Raw genomic sequence first — 20,013 nt, forward strand, 5'->3', positions numbered from 1 at the left:
GGCTAAGTGATTCAGCCGACTCTGCTTTTTCCGATCTCCTCATATTCGTGCCTCGGGGCACACTGGACAAGGCAGGGCAACCTGATTCATACCTTGTTAAGGGCAAGTTTGGTTTGGGTCTAAACCCCTTTCAAGGATGGAGAATTTCATGCGGTCGTCGGGGGCATCCGGCGCCGACGCACTTGGATTCCGCGTCGGCAAATGGAACAGAACAGGACGCCGCAACAACGCAAATCTTGCGCCCTGGGCCTGGCGGTTCACCCGCACGAGCGCGGCCGTAGCCGCCACCGCGTTCTTTGCTGCCAGCCTGTTCGTGGTTTACGACGTCACACGCACATTTGCCGGCGTCCGGCATGAGCTGTCCGCCATTGGTGAAATGCTGGCTGCCGACATAGCCATGCGCTCAACCAGCGAGGCCGAGGCAGCCCTTGACGCTGCCACCTTCAGGTCCGGGGGAATGATCAGGGCGAGCCTTTCTGGCAGCGCGACGCCAGGCCCGCTGACCGAGTTGGTGGAGGCCGGGCCACATGGAATGGTCGGGCTTGAGTTTGAACATGGCAGCGTTTTCTCTGGGCTGACCCGTCGCGGGGCAGCGGCCTTTGCACTGGCGGGTGTGCTCACACTGTTATCGGCCAGGCGCCGCAAAGGTGTGCCGGCGCCGGAAGAGCGGGAAAGCTACGACCAGCTTGCCGCGGCCATTCCAATGGGACTGGCCTGCTGGACGGGGACGGGCCAGTTAATCGTCTGCAACGCCCAGTATCGCGACCGCCTCGACATTGACGACACCCGCCTCACCTATCATCAGGCCGTCAGCCGGCTGATTGCTGGTGGGTACATGAAACTGGTGCGTGAGGACGACAACCTCCGCCTGCTCGAGCTGCATTTTGAAGATGGCACCTGTCTACAGATAGACGAGCGCCCTCTGGGCGACGGCGCCTTCATGACACTGGTCTCGGACATTACCGAAACCAAACGAACCGACGCCATGCTGCAGACGATTCGCGAAGAACAGCGCCTGCTGGCCCGCCGCTACCACGAAGAAAAGCTCAAAGCTGAGGCGGCCAGCCGGGCCAAGACCAATTTCCTCGCCCATCTCAGCCACGATATCCGCACCCCGCTCAACCACATCATCGGCTTTGCCGAACTGATGCAGCACCAGACCTATGGTCCGCTGGGGGACGAGCGCTATATGGACTATGTCGCCACGATCAAGAATTCGGGTGAGCATTTGCTGAGCTCGTTCGGCGCCATTCTTGACCTGGCCGAACTCGAGGGCGGCCGCAAGGCCCTGCGGCAGGAGCCGGTGCTATTGGATGAAGTGCTCCAGAGCGTTGCCCAGCGCTTTCAGGGGCAGGCGCAGCAGGCCGGCATCACATTGTTGATTGGCCGGGAGACCGGGGCTGTCCTGCGCGGCGATCGGCTGGGACTGATGCGGATGATCGGCAATATCATGGACAATGCGCTGCGCTTCACCCAGGCCGGCGGGCAGGTGACACTGGCAAGCTTTGCCGCCGATGACGGCGTGGTGATTGAAGTCAGCGACACCGGCATCGGGATGGACGAAGACCGTCTCGCCAGTCTCAGCCAGCCTTTTGCGTTGGGGGACGCCAGTTTTACCCGCGAGGGCGTTGGTCCCGGGCTGGGCATTTCCATTTCTCGGGCGATTGCCGAATTGAGCGGTGGCAACCTTGTCATCGACTCCAGCCCGATGATCGGGACGACGGTCGCGATTTCCCTCCCCACAGAGTCTGCGGCGGCCAACCTGGCTGCCTAAAGTCCTCTGGCCTTCCCGTACCATTCAGACGCTGCTGCCTCGACCTCGCCGCGCATCCGGGCAATATCGAGTTCGAGCCTCCCGAAATCGGGGTAATTGGACAGATGGGCCAGCAATTCCTTGAACGTGGGCGTCCAGGCCGCTTCCTTAAAGGGGCTGACCAGAGCCGAGCTCATCACCTGCAAGGCGGTTGAATAGACCCCGTGGATCTCGGCGAGACGCTGGCCCTGCGGTAACAGACCGGTCTCGCCCAAACCGGTCAATACTCGCGCCGTGGTTTCCTGCGGCAGAGCAAGTTGCGCTCCGGCGACAAGCTGAGCCGATTGGGCGATGAATTCGAGGTCGACGAGACCACCGCTGACCAGCTTGAGATCGAAAGCATGTCGTGGTTTGCGCTCGCGGGCCATGAGGGCGCGCATTGAAACCACATCATCGATTGTCTTGGCGATGTCGCGGGGGCGCGACATCACCTCGGCGATTTCGCTGTCGACCTTGTCGCCCAATGCGCCAGTTGCAGCGATGACGCGCGCCCGGCTCAATGCCAAATGTTCCCAGGTCCAGGCATTGTCCTTGTGATATGCCCTGAAGCCGGCAAGGCTGGTTGCCAGAGGCCCTGAGTTACCCGAGGGGCGGAGCCGCATATCGGCCTCGTAAAGTACACCTTCGGCTGTCGGCGCGGAGACCGCCGCCACCAGTCGCTGGGTCAGGCGGGCGAAATAGTGTGAGGTCGAGAGTTGGCGCTCGCCATCGGATTCGGTGTCCGGCGCATCGTAGAGCAGGATGAAATCGAGGTCCGAGGTGAAGGTCATCTCCCCACTCGCCATCTTGCCGAACGCCAGCAGTGCGACTTCGGCACCGGCAATGCGACCGTGGCGGATGGCGAACTCGTCCTGCACCTTGGTGAAGAGCCGATTGAGCAGGGTTTCGGCCAACGCCGTGAACTGCTCCCCTGCCCCCAGCGCACTGACCGTGCCAGACAGAAGACCAGCCGCAATCAGGAATTTCTGCTCCTGCCCGATGATGCGGGCACGATCGATCAAATCCTCATAGGAGCGCGCGTCGGCCAGAAACGCATCGACCTTGCCCACCAGCACGTCGCGGTGGGTAACGTCATTGGCGAAGGCCGGGTCGATCAATCCGTCCATGACGTGGGCACGGTGGATAACCGCTTCGGCCATGCGTGGTGCCGAGGCCATGAACTGAACCAGGAGCGTCCGAAGCTGAGAATGATTACGCAACAACGCAAAGAGCTGCACGCCGGCCGGCAGGCGCGACAGGAAGTCGTCGAAATGCGCGAGCGCCTCGTCGGCATTTCCAGCACGGCCAAGGGTCAGCAGCAGGGCAGGAAGAAGCTCGGTAAGGTGTGCGCGGGCGGCCGATGTGCGCGTGGCGGCATAGCTGCCATAGTGCCATTTGCGAACTGTCTGAATCGCCTTTGAGGCATCGGCAAAACCCATGGCCGTCAGGGTTTCTAGCGTTTCCGGATCGTCGTCGCTGCCGGTAAAGACCAGATTGCCCTCGCCGGAGCCAAGGGTCTCACCCTGGGTGAACAGCTCTGCATAGTAGCGGGCGACGCATTCCAGGGCGGCACGATAGGCCTTTTCGAAGGCCGGCAGGTCGGCCTCGCCCATCAGTCGCCCGATCACGGCGACAGCCTCTGGGTTGTCCGGCATGGTATGGGTCTGCTCGTCACGCAGCATTTGCAGGCGGTTCTCGACGGCGCGCAGATACCAATAGGTTTCGGTGAGTTCCGTGGCGGTCTCCGGGCTGATCCAATCGGCTTCGGCCAGCGCCGCCAGTGCCTGGGCGGTGGGGCGCACGCGCAGCGCCTTGTCGCGGCCACCCGCGATCAACTGTTGGGTTTGGGCAAAAAATTCGATCTCGCGAATGCCACCGCGCCCGAGCTTCACATTGTGCCCCTCGACGCGAATGTCGCCGACCTTTTTGGACACGTTGATCTGGCGCTTCATCGCCTGAATGTCAGCAATGGTGGCGAAGTCGAGATGCTTGCGCCAGACATAGGGCGCCAGTTCCTTAAGGAATGCTTCGCCGACCGACTTGTCCCCCGCGCAGGGACGCGCCTTGATCCATGCTGCACGCTCCCAGTTCTGGCCGCGCACTTCGTAATAAGCCAAGGCGGCGTCGAACGAGATGGCCACCGGGGTGGAGCCGGGATCCGGACGCAGGCGCAAATCGGTGCGGAATACGTAACCGCCCGCCTGCCGGTCCTCCATTAGCCCAACCAGCTTTTGCACCATGCGCGAATAGATCTTGGTGGCTTCGAGTGGATCGGCAAGCACCGGTTTTTGCGGGTCGAAGAAGGCGACAATGTCGATGTCAGAGGAGTAGTTGAGTTCGCGCCCGCCATGCTTGCCCAGGGCAAAGATGGCGAGGCCGGAATTGGCGGCGCGTGCCTCCTCGATTGGAATTGCCAGATGCCCTTTTTCAAAAGCCTGACGCATCAACAGGTCCAGCGCAGCCTCAAGGGCAATGTCGGCGAGATCGGACAATGCCTCCGTCGCGCGAGCGGTGGTCCAGGCGCCGCCAGTTTCCGCCACTGCGGCCAGCAGCGCCGTGCGACCCTTGGCTATGCGTAACGCATGGGCAACGGGTGCTTCGTCATCCTCGCGTCCCGCGCGGCCCATCTCTCCCAAGAGATCATCGAAGGCGCGGTCAGGACCATCGGCCAGGGCCTGTGCAAGCCACTCGCCATGCACACGGGCCAGATCGAGCAGATAGGGTGCTGCCTCAAGCAGCGGCCCCAGCGTGGATGCTTCCGCGCCAAGTGGGCCGGAAACATTGTCGGGCAGTTCGGTCAGCAACGCCTGAAACTGAGGGGTATCAGCGGCCGGCAGGGGGGCAAGGATTGTGCTCATTCTGGAGGCATACCCCGCCCCCGCTACTCCGGCAAGGCGTGGCGCTATCTCCCGGGAAACTCCAGCACGGCGCGCACGCCGGGCGCGTTGTCCTCGATATTCAATGTGCCGCCATGCAGTCTGGCTACGGCGTTGACGAGCGACAGGCCGAGCCCCGAACCGGTTTCGGACCGGCTCTTTTCGAGCCGCACAAAGCGTTCCAGCACGCGCTTGCGCTCTGTCTCTGGTATACCCGGGCCATTATCGGCCACAGAGATGCGCACCCGGCCCGCTTCGGTGTCCAACGAAACATCTATTCTGCCTGACTTGCCGTCTTCGGGGCGCGCATACTTCATGGCGTTCTCCAGCAGATTGACCATGGCCTGGCCGATCAGCTCCCGATTGGCCTTTATCGTCACGCGCTCGGCAATGCGGGTCTTGATCGCAATGCCCTCATCCTCGGCGACGGGGCCGTAAAGTTCAGCAACGTCCGCTACGATCTCGCTGATATTGATTTCTGAAAGGGCACCTGAGGGGGCACCAGCCTCGACACGCGCAATCATCAGCAAGGCATTGAAGGTCTGGATCAGACGGTCACTTTCGGCGATGACTGTTTCGAGCGCCTGTTCGCGCGATTCCAGGCTTGCCGTGTCGCGCAGGGCTGCTTCTGCCTGGTTGCGCAAGCGGGTCAGCGGGGTCTTGAGGTCATGGGCGACATTGTCAGTGACTTCCTTCAGGCCCTGCAGAAGTTGCTCGATGCGGTCAAGCATGGCGTTAAGATTGGTCGCCAGGGCATCGAATTCATCATTGCGCTTGGTGACCGGCACGCGCTCGGAAAGATTGCCCGACATGATCTTGGTCGAGGTCTGCTGGATTGTATCGATACGCCGCAGCACCCGGCGGGCCGTAATGCCGCCGGCAATAAGCGAAAACAGCACAATTCCGACAACGCCAACCATGAAGCTCTGGAGGATGATGGCTGAGTAGCCTCGCCGCTCCACAATATCGCGTCCGACAACCAGGCGCATGCCATTGCCCAACTCTATGGATCGAACCACGGCTATACCTTCGCGCTGGCGCGACGGCCGATCTTCGGCGACTGCGTCGTCTCCGAGAGGATTGGGCCGTTCATAGTCGAAGCTGTAGATGCCGGGATTGATCACCACCTCGGCCGGCACGTCGGTGACATTGCCGAGCAGGTACAGACCCGCGGCATCTCCGAGGAAGTAGATGCCCGGTCCCGGCTGCGCGGAGAGCCGGTTGACCGCGAAGGCCAGCGCACGAATACCCTGGTTGGTTTCGATGCGCTGGAACTGGCGAATTTCGCGATCTATGTCATTGGTCTGCTGGCGCTGGATCTGTACGCTCGACTGCCAGCCGATAAACGCCATCAAAAGGATGGCAAATACAATGAAGATGGCAATGAAGGTGGCCGTCAGCCGGACAGTGGAAGTGCGCCAGACCTGGGCGAATTGGCGCACGGGCTACTCCCGGATCATGTAGCCGGCGCCGCGCACGGTGTGCAGCAGCGGATTGACGTGACCTTTGTCGATCTTGGAGCGCAGGCGGGACATGTGCACGTCGATGACATTGGTCTGAGGATCGAAGTGATAGTCCCAGACGTTCTCGAGCAGCATGGTGCGCGTCACCACCTTGCCGGCATTCTTCATGAGGTACTCAAGCAGGCGGAACTCGCGCGGTTGCAGCAGAATATTCTCTCCTGCGCGCTCAACCTTGCGGCTGAGACGATCCAGCGAAAGGCCACCCACGGAGTAGCTGGTTGCCGCTTCTGCCGGGCTTGAACGGCGTGCCAGCACTTCAATGCGGGCCAACAATTCGGTGAATGCGTATGGCTTGGTCAAATAGTCATCGCCGCCGGCGCGCAGGCCAGTAACGCGATCGTCCACTTCACCCAATGCCGACAGAATGAGTACGGGGGTCTTGTCGTCCTCGGCCCGCAGGCTTTCAACGATGCTGAGACCGTCCCGTCGCGGCAACATGCGGTCCACGATCAGCACGTCATAGTCCATACCGGATGCCATGGCGTAACCAGTCTCGCCGTCTGCAGCATGATGGGTGACATGGCCGGCCTCATCGAGGGCCTGAACGAGATAGCTCGCCGCTTCGCGATCATCTTCGATGAGCAGGATCTTCACGACTGACGCTCCGATAGTTCTGGGGGGATGGCCCCCGGGGCAAACCCGGAGGCCAAAAGCTTGTTATTCGTTATCGCCGATCGGCAGGCCGACAAAGCGGGCCTCGCCATCGCGGGCGACCTTGATCAGCACGGTGTTGAGACCCCGATCCTGTACGGCCTGGACGGCAGCATCGAAATCGGCGGGCTCGGCCACGGGCTTGTTGTCCACTTCAAGAATGACGTCGCCGGTGGCAAAGCCGCGCTGTGCTGCGGCGCTGTCGCCATCAACATTCTGGATCAACAGGCCACCGGAACCGTCACCATTGGGCACCAGGGTCATACCCAGAGCCGTGGCGGCTTCCGGCAAGGCCTCGGGTGGGGTCGGCTGCTCAGGGGTTTCGGCCGCTGCGCTCTCATCGAGTTGCTGGAGCTGAACCGAGATGGTGGTCTCGGCGCCGTCCCGCCAGATCGTCAATTCAACCGAGCTGTCAGGAGCCTTGCTGGCAATGGTGCGGCTGAGATCGAGCGCATCATCGATCTGTTCACCATCGACCTTGATGATGATGTCGCCCGATTCAACGCCAGCGGCACCAGCCGGACCATCTTCGGTCGGTTCGCGAACGATGGCACCACGCGCGTTGTCCAAACCGACGCTATCGGCAATATCGCGGCTGACGTCCTGGATTGAAACACCGAGATAACCACGAGTTACCGTGCCGTCTTCGATGAGCTGTCCGACGATCTGCTGCACCGTGCGGGCGGGAATCGCAAAGGCAATGCCGACATTGCCGCCGGTGGGTGAATAGATGGCCGTGTTCACGCCAACCACTTCGCCCTTGGCGTTGAAGGCCGGCCCGCCCGAGTTGCCGGTGTTCACAGCCGCGTCGATCTGCAGGAAGTCGCCATAGTTCGAACCGCCGATGTCACGGCCGGCACCCGAGATGACACCAACGGTAACCGTGCCACCGAGACCAAAGGGGTTGCCCACGGCCACGACCCAGTCGCCGACGCGGCTTGGTTGCTCGTCACCTTCAAAGCTCACAAATGGCAGGTCTTCGCCTTCGATCTTGAGGACTGCCAGGTCGGTCCGCTCGTCGGTGCCGACGATTTCGGCGACCTGTTCGGAACCGTCCTCGAACACGACCGTCACCTTGGTGGCATCTTCGACCACGTGGTTATTGGTGACGACATAGCCATCATCGGAAATGATGAAGCCGGAACCGGCAGCCATGAAGCGGCGCGGTGCACCCTGGCCGCCGGGCGCACCCTGGCCGTTGGGACCACCGAACTGGTCGAAGAAGTCGCGGAAGGGATGGTCTTCGGGCAGGTCGGGGAAATTGAATTCGAAATTGAAGTCGCGGCCACCGCGCTGGACGGTACGGCCTGGAGCCTCAGCCTCGACCAGGATCGAAACGACGGCGGGCTTGACCGCCTCGACAAGATCGGCAAATCCCTGCTGCACCTGTGCCTGCGGCACAACGATCTGCGCGGCATTCTGCATCTGCGCGTTAGCGGCCTGGCCAGTGAAGACAAAAGCGGTGGAAACGCCGCCGACGCCGACCAGGAGGGCCAGTGCCGATGCGCCCAGCCAATGGCGGGTACGCGAAAGAATAGTCGAACGCATGGGAACGTATCTCCTTCGTTAAGCTCTCAACAGCTTGTGGTGATACATATGCAACGACGCGCCTTTCTATGAAGTTGCGCCAAGATTAAGCTTTGGCAATGTAGCAGGCGGGATTGTGTCAGGACCCGGCCTTGTCGCCGCCATGTTTCAGGGCATCGAGCGCCGCAGTTTCTTCGGCAGTCAGCCCATCGGCGGGTAATGCACCGTGCCGCTTGCGCGCGATGATCAAGGCACCCAGACCAATCAGCAGCAGCAAAGGAGCCGCTACCCATAGCAGTAGTGTATGGGGCCCTAGGCGCGGATTGAGCAGAACATATTCGCCATAGCGGTCAACGACATACTGCTCGACCTCCGTATTGGTGTCGCCGGCAACCAGGCGTTCGCGCACCAGTATGCGCAGGTCGCGCGCCAGGTCGGCATCACTGTCGTCGATGGACTGGTTTTGGCAAACGAGGCACCGCAATCCGGCGGAAATGTCACGCGCCCGCTGCTCAAGGGCCGGGTCAGGCAAAATCTCATCCGGCCCCAGCGCCAAGGAGGATGGCGTCAGACACAGCATCAGACACAACAGCGTGACACGCAGCATTAGAGGGACGCCTCCGGCTTCGCCTTGCGCGCCGTTTGCGGCACGCCAAAGCGGACGCGACGGTCGCTCAGTGACAGGATGCCGGCACCGGACATGATCAGCGCTCCTATCCAGATCAGCAGAATATAGGGTTTGTGCCAGACCCGAATGACGTGGGTATCATCCAGGGGCTCACCCAGTTGCAGGTAAAGCTGGGACAGGCCGTAAGTCTGAATTGCTGCTTCAGTGGTGGGCGTGCCACTGGCCACATAGGTCCGGCGTTCCGGCATCAGATCTTCTGTGCCGCCATTCGGGCCGGTCACGGTGAACGCGCCAGTATCGGCGAGATAGTTGGGCCCCTCGACTTGCTCGAAGCTGTCAAAAGCAATCACATAGCCTGACAGTTCGGCGGTTTCGCCGGGGTTGAGCGTGGTGACCAGTTCAGTCTCCCAGGCTGAGACTGAAACGATCCCCAGCACCGTCAAACCAAGTCCCATATGGCCAATTGCCGTCGACCAGATGCTGCGCGGCAATCCTGCCAGGCGCCTCATGCTTTCAGCCAGGGGAATCCGCCCAAGCCGACTACGCTCGATCAGTTCGGCAATGGCGCCAAAGGTCACCCAGAAACCAAGCAGCAGCCCGATCGGTACCAGCGAAATCGAATTGCCGGCCAGGGCCGAAATGAGAATGGCCAGGAAAACCGCCAGGGCCGCAAAGCCCATCAGGCGCTGCCCGGCGGCGACCAGGTCAGCCCGTTTCCATGCCAGAAGCGGGCCGAAGGGCAGCACCAGCAGGAGCGGCGCCATCAGTGCACCGAAGGTGAAGTTGAAAAATGGTGCACCCACCGAAATGGTGGTTCCAGTCAGCGCGTCGAGCAGCAATGGATAGAGCGTACCGACCAGCACGGCGCCAACTGCCGTCGCCAGGAACAGATTGTTGAGAATGAGCGCGCCTTCACGGCTGATCGGCGCGAACAGTCCGCCCTGGCGCAACGCCGGCGACCGTATCGCAAAGAGCATGAAAGCCCCGCCGATTAGCACGGCCAACATGGCAAGGATGACCAGTCCGCGAGTTGGATCGCTGGCAAAGGTGTGCACCGACGTCAAAATGCCTGAGCGCACCAGGAAAGTGCCCAGCAGCGACAGCGAGAAGGTGATGATGGCCAGGAAGATCGTCCAGATCTTGAGCGCATTGCGCTTTTCCATGACCAGAGCCGAGTGCAACAGCGCCGTGCCGGCCAGCCAGGGCATGAAGCTGGCATTCTCCACCGGGTCCCAGAACCACCAGCCGCCCCAGCCGAGTTCGTAATAGGCCCAGTACGAGCCCATGGCGATGCCCAGGGTCAGGAATGTCCAGCTCAACATGGTCCAGGGGCGCACCCAACGCGCCCAGGCCTGATCGATGCGACCCGAAATCAAGGCTGCAACTGCAAAGGAAAAGCAGATCGAGAAGCCAACATAGCCCGCATAGAGCAGCGGAGGATGAATGGCCAGGCCCACATCCTGCAGCACGGGATTGAGGTCGCCCCCCTCCAGCGGCGCAGGCGAGAGCCGGGCGAAGGGATTGGAGGTAAACAGAGTGAAGCCGGCGAAGGCAGCGGTGAGCAGGCTCTGCGTACCCAGAACCAGATTGGTCAGATCGGAGGGGAGGCTGCGGCTGAACGCGGCCGCCAATGCGCCGAACAGCACCAGGATCAATACCCAAAGCAGCATGGAGCCTTCGTGATTGCCCCAAACGCCGGATATCTTGAAGATCAGGGGCTTGAGCGAATGCGAATGATTGGCCGCCAATGCAAGGCTGAAATCGGACACCACAAAGGCTTGCACCACGGCCAGGAAGGCTACCGCGACCAGCACGAATTGCAGGATGGCGGCCTGGCTGAGTACCGCCGCCAGCCGTTCCCCGCGCCGCCAGAGCAGAAGCCCGCCCAGAGCCGAAACGACGGCTATGGCGAAGGCAAGTACGAGCGCAAAATGTCCAAGCTCGATGCTCACGGGACGGTGTCCTCCGGCCGCCATTCACCTTGCGCCTTAAGCGCCTCGACCACTTCCTTTGGAATATAGTTCTCGTCATGCTTGGCCAGCACATTGCTCGCCCGAAAACGTCCATCGGGGCCAAGGCTGCCTTCGGCGACCACCCCCTGCCCCTCGCGGAACAAGTCGGGCAGGATACCAACGTATTGCGCCACAATGTCATGTCCGCCATCGGTGATGGTGAACACATTGTCCTGGCCGTTGCGGGTCCAACTGCCGTCCTTGACCAGACCGCCGAGACGGATGGCCTGTCCTGGCGCAACATCGCGCGAAACCACATCGCTCGGCGCGTAGAAGAACACAATCTGGTCGCGCAACGCAGTGAGCACCAGCGCCGTTGCGATCGCCAGCACAACGGCCAATCCGGCTATGACGGCCAGGCGCTTCTGCTTGCGGGTCATGCCGCGACGGGAATTTGCCGGCATGGTCATCGATCATCTCCGTTCAGCGTCAGGCCACCATCGAGGGCAAGCGTATCGAGTTCGCCACGGTCAAACGCGGCGGGATAGGCGTCAACCGCGCTATCGTATGCGCGCTGCGCACTCTCGCGATCATTCAGCACCAGGTAGGATCGGACAAGCTGGGCCCATTCTTCGACAGTACCACCCTCAGCGTACAGCCGCTCGGCCAGGCCACCAACCATGCCCTCGATCATTTCCAACTGTTCCGCAGCCGTGGTGTCGACACCATCATTTTGCGCAACCGCCAGTCCTTGCCGCGCAGCAGGCAGCCAGACTTCAGTGCCCTGTGCCAGGTCGATTGCCTGCTGCCAATAGACCTGAGCCTCGTCATAACGGGCCAGACGCATGGATTCGGAGGCAAGATAGAGACGCGAGCGCACATGTGCGGGGTCCGCTGCAGCTGCCAGCTCAAGCTGGTCCATCGCTTCATCGGACCCGGCCCCATTGGCATCGAGCAACAGCGCCTCGGCAAGATCGGTGCGCAGGTCGGCACTCGGGCCAGCCAATGCAATCACCCGGCGATAGGCCTCTGCTGCGTCGGCAAAGCGGCGCATTTCAACATAGGCCGGCGCGATGACCTGCCAGCCGCGCAGGTCCTGGGGCGCTCTGGCCAATTGCGCTTCGATGCGCGCCACTGCCTCATCAAGATCAAGAGATTGCGCAAGCAGTTCCGGGCGTTCAGTCAGAGGTTGGGTGGGCAGGTCGGGTCGCCCCAAAAACGCATACAGACCAAGGCTCAGCGCGGCGGTAATGGCAAGCCCGAACAGGAGGGGCGCGCGACCGAGCGACTTGGTCGCCGCCACTTCAGGCGACGCCTTGCTGCGCAGAATTTCGCGGGCCAGTTCGCCCTTTGCAGCCACTGCCTGGCTGGCATCGAGCCTACCATTGCGCTCATCGGCTTCAATGGCGTCGAGCGCCAAGCGAAAATGTCTGTTCTGATCAGCCATTTCGCTGGTCGTCGCGTTGACCGTGCGTCCCGCCGCCGCATAGAACAGGGCAGCGCAGGCAATGGCGGTAATGGCAATGGCAATCGACCAGAATATCATGGGCCCCAAACGCTTGTCTGCCAGACGCGGCAAGGCATGGCCCTCTATAAGCCGAATGCGGCAAAAAACCATCAAAACAGCGCGTGAAAGCAAGGACGCATTGCCACAGGGGCCGGCGGTCGCAGGCTTATTTGCCGCATGAACGAGGCCGAATTCGACTTTGCGATCTTTGGCTCTACCCCCATGGCGCAGCTTTTGGCGGGGCTGCTGGGCCGTGAGCATGGCCGGAAGGTCTTGTTGGTCGGGCAGAATCGAGCAGGTTATCGCCTGCCTCGCGGCCTGGACATTTCCGTTGCACCCATCACACGACCTCAAAGCTGGACCAGGCTGATTGGCACGGCCCCGGAGACGGCGCGCCTCGTCGTCCGAATTGCAGGCCGGAATGCCTTGTCGCGTGTCGACCCTGTGTTCTTTGCCGAAGCCCCGCGCGCCGTTGAAGCTCTCTCCCACATGCGTCACATGGCCGGCGGATTTGGCATTGCAGCCGAACCGGTTGGGCAATCCATGCTGGGTGGCAATCGGTTGGGCATGGTCCTTCGCGACACGTTGCGGCTAAATCGCGCCCACCTGGAAGCGGGGTTGGAGCGCTGGTTGAAGGACTGCACCGTGGAGCGACCGGTCCCCCGCTCGGTAGCGATCGAGAATGACGGTGCGGCAAAGATTGAAACCGATACGGGGATCCACTGGGCCCGACAGGCCGTCCTGGCCGACGACGAGGCGATTGTGGCATGGCTTCCGCTGCGCCAGTGGCCAACGCTGTTCCAGCGTGTGCGTCATACAAGCATCCTGACCACGCCGACACGGCCGCTGGCTGCCCCCATCATGCTCGAACTGGACAAAGGCCTTTTCCTCACGCAGCAAACCGAAGGCGGTGTTGCGGCGTTCGGTCCAGGCGAGAGGGCCGCATTTTCCGAGCACGTGCTAAACCTTCTGGGCCAGAACCGAAAAGTGGAACAGGCCGGGCAGACCAACTACGTCGCGCTTGGCACTAGAGATGGTGCGCCGGCCTTTGGTCGCGCTGCTGGTCAGGGCGCGGACGTCGTCGCGAATATCGGGTGCTATGGAGCCTTCATTGCGCCGGCCCTCGCCCGCTGGCTGGCTGGTGAGCCATCTGCGGAGGAGGCCCGCTGGTTTGAGCAACATTTGGTCAATCGAACCAGCCGTCAGACGCGCGTCGACGAATTCCAGTGGCCGCTGGAAGGACACGTTGCATGAGGCCGCAGATCAATCGACTACCGGAGAATGCGCCCAAGGGTTTTGCCGGCACTGCAATTGACCGCACCAGGCCGTTGCGGTTCCGGCTCGATGGGCGGATCGTCTCGGGATATGCTGGCGATACGGTGCTGAGCGCCGCGTTGGCTGCGGGCATCGATACTGTTGGCCAGCATCAGAATAGTCCCATTGGCCTCACATCGTGGGCCCACCCAGCTATCAGCCATGCCAGCCTCGCCAGTGACCCGCAGTTCGCGCTCCCCATGGCCAGAACCCCGGCCCAGGACGGCGCCGAGTTCGTGACGCTTGGGGCCGAACGTTCGCGCGGCATGACGCGCCTGTTTCAACCTGGTCGCACGCTTGGGCTGAAGCTCGATGCGGCTCGTCCGCTGACCCGGCCATGGCGGACAATTCCAGGCGCGGCCGACACCTCAACTGATTTGCTGGTTATCGGCGGCGGTGTCGCTGGCCTGTCGGCAGCACTCGCCGGGGCGCGTGTCGGACTAACCGTCACTCTTGTCGAGGCAAGGGGGTTTCTCGGTGGGCATTCTGGACTTTTTGGCACCCAGGAAGGTGAGGACGCTCCCGAGGAGAGCATGGCGCGCCTGAGCGCTGAGGTCGAAGCAGCCGAAGCGATCACCGTCCTGGCCGCGACACAGGTGTTTTCCATTAGACCGGGCCTTGCACGGGCGCACCGGATCGAAACCTCACCAGGCACCAGCCGCGGCCGCGTCATCGATATTGCCGCTGAGCGCATCGTTATCGCCGCGGGCGCTCTCGAACGCCTGCCAATATTTGCGGGCAACCGGCTACCCGGCATCGCCGGATGCCTGGATGCCTATGAAATGGCGACACGGTTTGGCGTATGGCCGGGCCAGCGCGCCATCGTGGCAACCGGCAGCAATCCGGCCTACCGATTGGCCATGCTTGCCAGCGATGCAGGGATCGAAATTGGCCGCATTCTGGACGCGCGCCCAGAATCCACATCGCGCTTTATCGCCTTTTCCCGCGCCTACGGGATTGTGCAATCGCCCGGCACCGTGGTGGCTTCAGCGGGCACTGCCCGTTCTGGTGGCTTGCTGTCTGTCCACACGGAAAGCCGGCACGGGCACACCCTGGTCACCGACCGCCTGCTGGTCTGCGGCGGTTGGCAGCCCGACCTCACATTGTGGCATATTGCTGGCGGCTCCAGCGCCTGGAATGCAGACCGCTGCCGGCTCGAGGCGCAGGGACGTCTGGACTCGATTGCCTTGGCCGGCAGCGCGGCAGGCTATTTCACGCGGCGCGGCTGCATCCAGAGTGGCGCCGACGCCATCGACCAACTGCTTGGTCGGGCGCGTCGAGCCGTGGATGATCCAATCGTTGATCCGGTGCATGAAACACCGGATGGCCCGCTCGCGATCGCCTCTCCGGTTTCCGAGGGTGCGCCAACCTATCTCGATGCCGGCATTGGACTGTTGCAGCGTCCGGCAGAGGCGGCACGCAAACGCAGGTTCGCCTTCTGGCGACCAGCGCGAGGCGGGCTGACTCTCCTCTCAGAAGCACCCCAGCCGCTTGCGGTCAACGAGGTTGCGGCCGGCGTAAATCTCGGGCTTATTCCGGCGGAAGCTGCGGGCATCGTCGCGCAGGAACGGGTCGCTTCTGTGCCTCTGTCCGTCCAGCAGGAGTTGCCCGATCCCGGCAATTGGGTCCCCATCAAACCGACCGAAATTCCCGCTTACCTCATTGGACGCTATGGTCCAGAGGCCAGGATCGTTCGCATCGTTCCCAATGAGGCGCGCATATTGGAACCGGGAGCGCTGATCTTCCCCAATTCCGACGCCCGGCATCCAGACGAGGCAATTGGCGTGGTCTTGCGCCACGATCCGGCCGGAGCCGTCGGGCTGGTGGCAGCCAGAGCCGCAACAACTGACAATCCAGTAACGGTTCGGGAAAAAGGGCAGATCGTGCGCGCGCAAATCGCGGAGCAGGACACCTGATCGATCAGCCGCGCCGCAGCGCCGCGGCCCGGGCGCGCTTCAGCGTGTCGGCATATTCAGGATTGAACCGGATCTCGGCCATTTTGATGGCCGCGTTCAACCGTTCCCCCGTTACCGCATCGTCGGGATTCTGACGCAACAAATCGAGATTGCGCTGGATATGCAGTTCCAGCGCCTGCCCCGTCTGGCTCCAGGCCTGGTCGAACACCGCGTTGAGCGCCAGTGAATCGCGGCAGTCCCGAACGGCCGAAAGCAGATAGACGCCGTTTATGGCCCCCAGCAGACGGTCATTGTCGATTCTATCCGTCCCTTCGCGCGGGCGGCGCATGGCCTGGTTGAGATCGGTAACGACCTCCGTCAGGCGTGGCTCAACGCGGTCCGAGACCAATTTGGTGATGGTGGCAAGCATTTGCGTGGAGCGGCTGCCACGCGCAAACTCGACATATCCGGTAAGCGAGCGCACGAGGCGATGAAAGCGGTCTAGGCTCCGGCACGCCATGTCCACATCCGCAAAGGGTCCGCTCAATTGCAGGTTCTTGAGCTGGTTCTGAGCCTGTCCCAGAATGGCTTCGATCAGAGGCCCAAAGCCGTTTCGCGAGATCACCTGTTCGCTGGCATTGCCGCTCAATTTGATCACTGCGGTGACCAGGCGCGTTGGATTGGCCACCTGCCCGATGGCGGCGTGGAACAACAGCCCGGCCAGCTTGGGATCCTGCACCGGCATGGACTGCAAGGCGACGCCGAGTGCGGCGTCATCGGTCATGGTATTGACGGCCCGGCCGAAACCCTGAGCCTTCGGCAGCAGGGCCCGCGCCCTGAGCGCCGCCATAACCACGGCCGCTTCGTCCCGGAAATTGTCGCGGCCCGATTGGGCGCGCTGGCGGCGCATGGCCTCGGTGTCGCCATCGATCCTGTCCAGCGCAGCCTTCGTGCGCGCCAGCACTTCAGGCATCAGAGGTTCAAGATCGGCCGCAGCAAAATTGCCGTTTGCCACGCCATCGGCAGAAATCAAGTCAGCACACAGGTCGCGCACAACCCATACCCAGGCGCCTCTGGCCGCTTCGACGCTGACCGAACTGCCGAGCGGGAACAATACGGGTTCATCCACCAGCACCGGATCGATCAGGCCACAGAATGGACGGCGCGCACTGGCGTTCGCCCCCGCCTCGGATCTTGCGGGTGTCGGCGTTGCTACTGAAATGCTCCTGGCAGGCTGGCTCATAAGGTCTTTGGGTCAAGGAAGGTACCACCATCGACCCTACAGGGCCGTGGTAAACAATCCTTTCCCAAAGGACCTCTTGCGATCAGGCCGCGCCTTGAACCACGTTCCAATTGCCGTTCTGCTCGCGGCAGGCGGTGCCCTTCCTGACGTAGTCCTTGCCGCCGACTTTGACGGTGTGGGTGAAGTCGCGGCAATCGAGATTATTCACACGCACATAAGGCCCAACAGCCACCGACCCTGTCGTCCCCTGATCACCAGCCCACTGACGTGGTGCACCGGGACGGCCGAACTGCAAGGCATAGAACTGGGCGCTATTGGCCTCGTTGGAGTCCTTTGCCGTCATCAGCGCCAACGCGGCCGGATCGACAAATCCGTTGGCAATGCTGGTGGTCAGCTTGGCGGTCTGAACGGTCTGGGCCGAGGTCGGCACCAGGGGCTGCGTCGCCACCGGCTGAGGCGTAACCGGCACTTGGGTCACGCGCGTCGTGCTACCGGTGCTCGAACAAGCGGCAAGGGCCAAGGCAAGGATCGGGAGGGCGAGGAGCGAGATGCGATTCATGGAATGATTGGCCTCTGGTGCAGTTAGTTGGTTCTTGTTGTCGCAATGCGGCGAAAGTGCGTCAGTTCTCGGGCGGCCTGACCAAACCGCCCAGGCGCGCTGTCGGCAGTCGCAGCTCGACCAGCAATCCGCCCAGTTGTGAGCGTTTGAGTGCAAGCTCTCCGCCATAGACATCGACCAGTTCCTTGACGATATCCAGTCCCAGCCCGGTTCCTGGTGTTTTCTCGTCCAGCCTGACGCCTCGACGCAACACTTTTTGCGCATCAGCTTCGGAAAGCCCCGGGCCATTGTCATCGATCCGCATCAGAAGCTGCGCGCCCTTTTCGCCGCGAACGCTGCTCAGCCGCACGCCAACCTGCCCCTTGGACCATTTGCAGGCATTGTCGAGCAGATTGCCGGCCATCTCCTCGAAATCGGCCTCATCGCCCCTGAACCAGGGCAGTGATGCATCGGGTCGCTGGAAGGCAATAGTCACATCCGGGTGTATCTTGCGCATCACCCGCGTGAGACGCAGCATGATCATCGTGGCGTCGGCCTTCTTGCCCACTACGGAGGTCCGGGCGGCAAGGCGCGCCCGTTCGAGATAGGTCGAGACCATATTGCTCATCTTCTCGGTCTCGGAGGCAACAATATCGGCCAGCGCGCCTTTGCGCGCATGGGCTTCGTTGCGCAGCACGGCAATGGGGGTCTTGAGCCCATGAGCGAGATTGCCAACCTGATTGCGCGCGCGTTCGATGATCTGCACGTTGGAGCGCAGCAGTTCATTGACCTCTTCGGCCAGCGGCGCAATTTCCGTCGGATAGGTGCCGGAAACCTCGGCACTTTCGCCCTCCCGTACGGCTTCCACCGCCTTGCTCAGCCGCGCGATTGGGCGCAAGGCAATACGGGCGACGATCGCGCTCATGATTGCAAGCATGATGCCGACGGCACCCAGCACGATAAAGGTCTGACCGCGAAATTCGGCGACCAGTTCGAGCACCTCGGTCAGATTGCCCGCAACGGTGATGCGATAGGTCGTCTCATCCAGGGTGACGCTGCGCTCGACCATGCGCAATTGCGTGCCGAACGGGTCGTTGATCACCTCAGTGCTGCGTCCCATGTCATCGGCTGCCGTGCCGACGCCAGGCAGATCGATCCCGACCACGGATGTCGACAGGTTGATCAGCCCCCCCTCTTCGCCGCGAATGATCCAGTACCAGCCCGAACGCGGCCGCTCGAAGCGCGGGTCAGCCAGTGCGATGTCATTGTCCTGGGGGTCACCCGTCTCGAGCAACGCGCCGGCGAGGCTCTCGACGTGAAAGTCCAGAGTATCGGTCAGCGTGGAATCGAGGGTTCGCGAGTAGAGATCGGTAAGGAGGACGCCGGTTGTCACCAGCGCCAGCACCAGCCAGCCAGCCGATAGCCAGAACAATGCTGCCGCGATCGACCCCTTGCGCAACATCTCAGCGTCTCATCTTGCCGGCCACGCCGATCTTGGAACCGGCTCAGTCGCCAAGGATCTGATAGCCCAGTCCGCGGACGGTCTGAATACAATCCTCCGGCAGCTTTTTGCGCAGACGCCCGACGAAAACCTCGATCGTGTTGCTGTCGCGGTCAAAATCCTGATCGTACAGGTGCTCTGTCAGCTCCGTCCGCGATATCACCTTGCCCTTGTGGTGCATGAGATAGCTCAAGAGGCGCAGTTCGTGGCTTGTCAGTTTCACCGACTGACCTTCGACCGTCACCTTGCCGCTGCGCGCGTCAAGGCGCACCGCGCCACAGACAATTTCGTTGCTGGCATGTCCGGCGGCACGCCGTACCAGGGCACGCACACGTGCCAACACCTCTTCCATGTGGAACGGCTTGGCGACGTAGTCGTCCGCCCCGGCGTCAATGCCCTGGACCTTGTCACTCCAGCGGTCGCGAGCGGTCAGCAGCAATACCGGCGTGGTCTTGCCGGCTCGCCGCCACTCCTCAAGCACGGACAGACCATCCATCTGCGGCAGGCCGATATCAAGGATGATGGTGTCATACGGTTCGGTATCGCCGAGAAAGTGTCCTTCCTCGCCATCGAACGCCACGTCGACTGCATAACCCGCCTCGGTCAAGGCGTCCTTGATCTGTCGATTGAGATTGGTGTCGTCTTCAACAACCAGAATACGCATGATCCGCCCCCCCCACAAGACTAGGCTGCTATTGTGCGTCCATTGTCAGGTTTTGCGCCTGACCGTCAGAGCTGAGCACACCGATAACATACACCAGCCTGCCGTCCTCGTCACACACATCCACATTGAGGATGTCCGAGCTTGGATCCACGCCGGCCTGCGCCAGCACGGCGTCAAGCGACATGATCTGTCCGGAAGAGACGGCTTCCTGAATCTGGCGCTTGTCGAGACAAGCCTGGGCCTGGCTCGAACCGGTACTTGCAAGCGCAAGCGCCAGGGCGAGAGCCAGGGCGATGGAGGCGGTGGGTTTTGGGGCGTTCGTTTTCATGGCCAATCAATAGCGTCTGCAAACTGAATGGGACATGAATGCGGCACGCCTCCCCCGATTTCCACACAATTGAC

The 20,013-nt window shown here is 61.9% G+C and carries 16 protein-coding genes; 3 read left to right on the forward strand and 13 right to left on the reverse strand.

The annotated features are described in order from the left end of the window. Nucleotides 1-148 precede the first annotated feature (148 nt). Nucleotides 149-1,774 (forward strand): sensor histidine kinase, encoded by a 1,626-nt coding sequence (locus GGR20_RS03230; protein WP_183309761.1) that lies wholly within the window; start codon nt 149-151, stop codon nt 1,772-1,774. On the opposite strand, the gene GGR20_RS03235 is transcribed toward GGR20_RS03230, so the two are convergent. The 8 genes from GGR20_RS03235 to ccmI form a co-directional block, all read right to left on the reverse strand. Continuing rightward, nucleotides 1,771-4,650 carry a bifunctional [glutamine synthetase] adenylyltransferase/[glutamine synthetase]-adenylyl-L-tyrosine phosphorylase gene (locus GGR20_RS03235; protein WP_183309762.1) on the reverse strand — a complete coding sequence of 960 codons (2,880 nt, stop codon included), beginning with the start codon at nt 4,648-4,650 and terminating at the stop codon, nt 1,771-1,773. The two genes, GGR20_RS03230 and GGR20_RS03235, sit on opposite strands and share 4 nt — an antisense overlap. Nucleotides 4,651-4,694: 44 nt before the next feature. Continuing rightward, nucleotides 4,695-6,110, reverse strand: coding sequence for an ATP-binding protein (locus tag GGR20_RS19060; protein ID WP_183309763.1), 1,416 nt, complete (start codon nt 6,108-6,110; stop codon nt 4,695-4,697). Between the two features lie 3 nt (nt 6,111-6,113). Continuing rightward, entirely contained in the window at nt 6,114-6,785 is a 672-nt protein-coding gene (locus GGR20_RS03245) for a winged helix-turn-helix domain-containing protein (RefSeq protein WP_183309764.1), read from the reverse strand. Between the two features lie 63 nt (nt 6,786-6,848). After that, nucleotides 6,849-8,390 carry a Do family serine endopeptidase gene (locus GGR20_RS03250; protein WP_183309765.1) on the reverse strand — a complete coding sequence of 514 codons (1,542 nt, stop codon included), beginning with the start codon at nt 8,388-8,390 and terminating at the stop codon, nt 6,849-6,851. A 118-nt stretch (nt 8,391-8,508) separates the two neighbouring features. Continuing rightward, complete coding sequence (locus tag GGR20_RS03255; RefSeq protein WP_183309766.1) at nt 8,509-8,976, reverse strand: cytochrome c-type biogenesis protein; 468 nt, start codon at nt 8,974-8,976, stop codon at nt 8,509-8,511. Further along, a complete protein-coding gene (locus GGR20_RS03260) occupies nt 8,976-10,949 on the reverse strand; it encodes a heme lyase CcmF/NrfE family subunit (protein WP_183309767.1) in 1,974 nt (657 codons plus the stop codon). Before GGR20_RS03260 ends, GGR20_RS03255 begins: the two co-directional genes overlap by 1 nt. After that, entirely contained in the window at nt 10,946-11,419 is a 474-nt protein-coding gene (gene ccmE, locus GGR20_RS03265) for a cytochrome c maturation protein CcmE (RefSeq protein WP_246349371.1), read from the reverse strand. The genes GGR20_RS03260 and ccmE overlap by 4 nt, the downstream gene beginning before the upstream one ends. Next, nucleotides 11,416-12,528, reverse strand: coding sequence for a c-type cytochrome biogenesis protein CcmI (gene ccmI, locus GGR20_RS03270; RefSeq protein WP_183309768.1), 1,113 nt, complete (start codon nt 12,526-12,528; stop codon nt 11,416-11,418). The genes ccmE and ccmI overlap by 4 nt, the downstream gene beginning before the upstream one ends. A gap of 105 nt (nt 12,529-12,633) precedes the next feature. Here ccmI and GGR20_RS03275 point away from each other — a divergent pair, with 105 nt between their 5' ends. Continuing rightward, nucleotides 12,634-13,710, forward strand: coding sequence for a hypothetical protein (locus GGR20_RS03275; protein WP_183309769.1), 1,077 nt, complete (start codon nt 12,634-12,636; stop codon nt 13,708-13,710). After that, nucleotides 13,707-15,686, forward strand: coding sequence for an FAD-dependent oxidoreductase (locus GGR20_RS03280; RefSeq protein ID WP_183309770.1), 1,980 nt, complete (start codon nt 13,707-13,709; stop codon nt 15,684-15,686). The genes GGR20_RS03275 and GGR20_RS03280 overlap by 4 nt, the downstream gene beginning before the upstream one ends. A 4-nt stretch (nt 15,687-15,690) precedes the next feature. Here GGR20_RS03280 and GGR20_RS03285 read toward each other — a convergent pair whose 3' ends face one another. From GGR20_RS03285 to GGR20_RS03305, 5 genes are all read right to left on the reverse strand, one after another. After that, nucleotides 15,691-16,908 (reverse strand): hypothetical protein, encoded by a 1,218-nt coding sequence (locus GGR20_RS03285; RefSeq protein WP_183309771.1) that lies wholly within the window; start codon nt 16,906-16,908, stop codon nt 15,691-15,693. An 82-nt stretch (nt 16,909-16,990) separates the two neighbouring features. Next, the gene (locus tag GGR20_RS03290; RefSeq protein ID WP_183309772.1) at nt 16,991-17,467 is read right to left on the reverse strand and encodes an RT0821/Lpp0805 family surface protein; all 477 of its coding nucleotides are present in this window, start codon (nt 17,465-17,467) and stop codon (nt 16,991-16,993) included. A gap of 61 nt (nt 17,468-17,528) precedes the next feature. Then, nucleotides 17,529-18,908, reverse strand: a complete 1,380-nt coding sequence (locus GGR20_RS03295; RefSeq protein WP_183309773.1) for a sensor histidine kinase — start codon at nt 18,906-18,908, stop codon at nt 17,529-17,531. A gap of 43 nt (nt 18,909-18,951) precedes the next feature. Next, on the reverse strand, nt 18,952-19,611 hold the full coding sequence (locus GGR20_RS03300; protein WP_104891532.1) for a response regulator transcription factor: 660 nt from the start codon (nt 19,609-19,611) through the stop codon (nt 18,952-18,954). 28 nt (nt 19,612-19,639) lie between these two features. Beyond that, nucleotides 19,640-19,939 carry a PepSY domain-containing protein gene (locus GGR20_RS03305; protein ID WP_183309774.1) on the reverse strand — a complete coding sequence of 100 codons (300 nt, stop codon included), beginning with the start codon at nt 19,937-19,939 and terminating at the stop codon, nt 19,640-19,642. Between the last annotated feature and the right edge of the window lie 74 nt (nt 19,940-20,013).

It is taken from the genome of Devosia subaequoris (assembly GCF_014197055.1).
Classification (GTDB): domain Bacteria; phylum Pseudomonadota; class Alphaproteobacteria; order Rhizobiales; family Devosiaceae; genus Devosia; species Devosia subaequoris.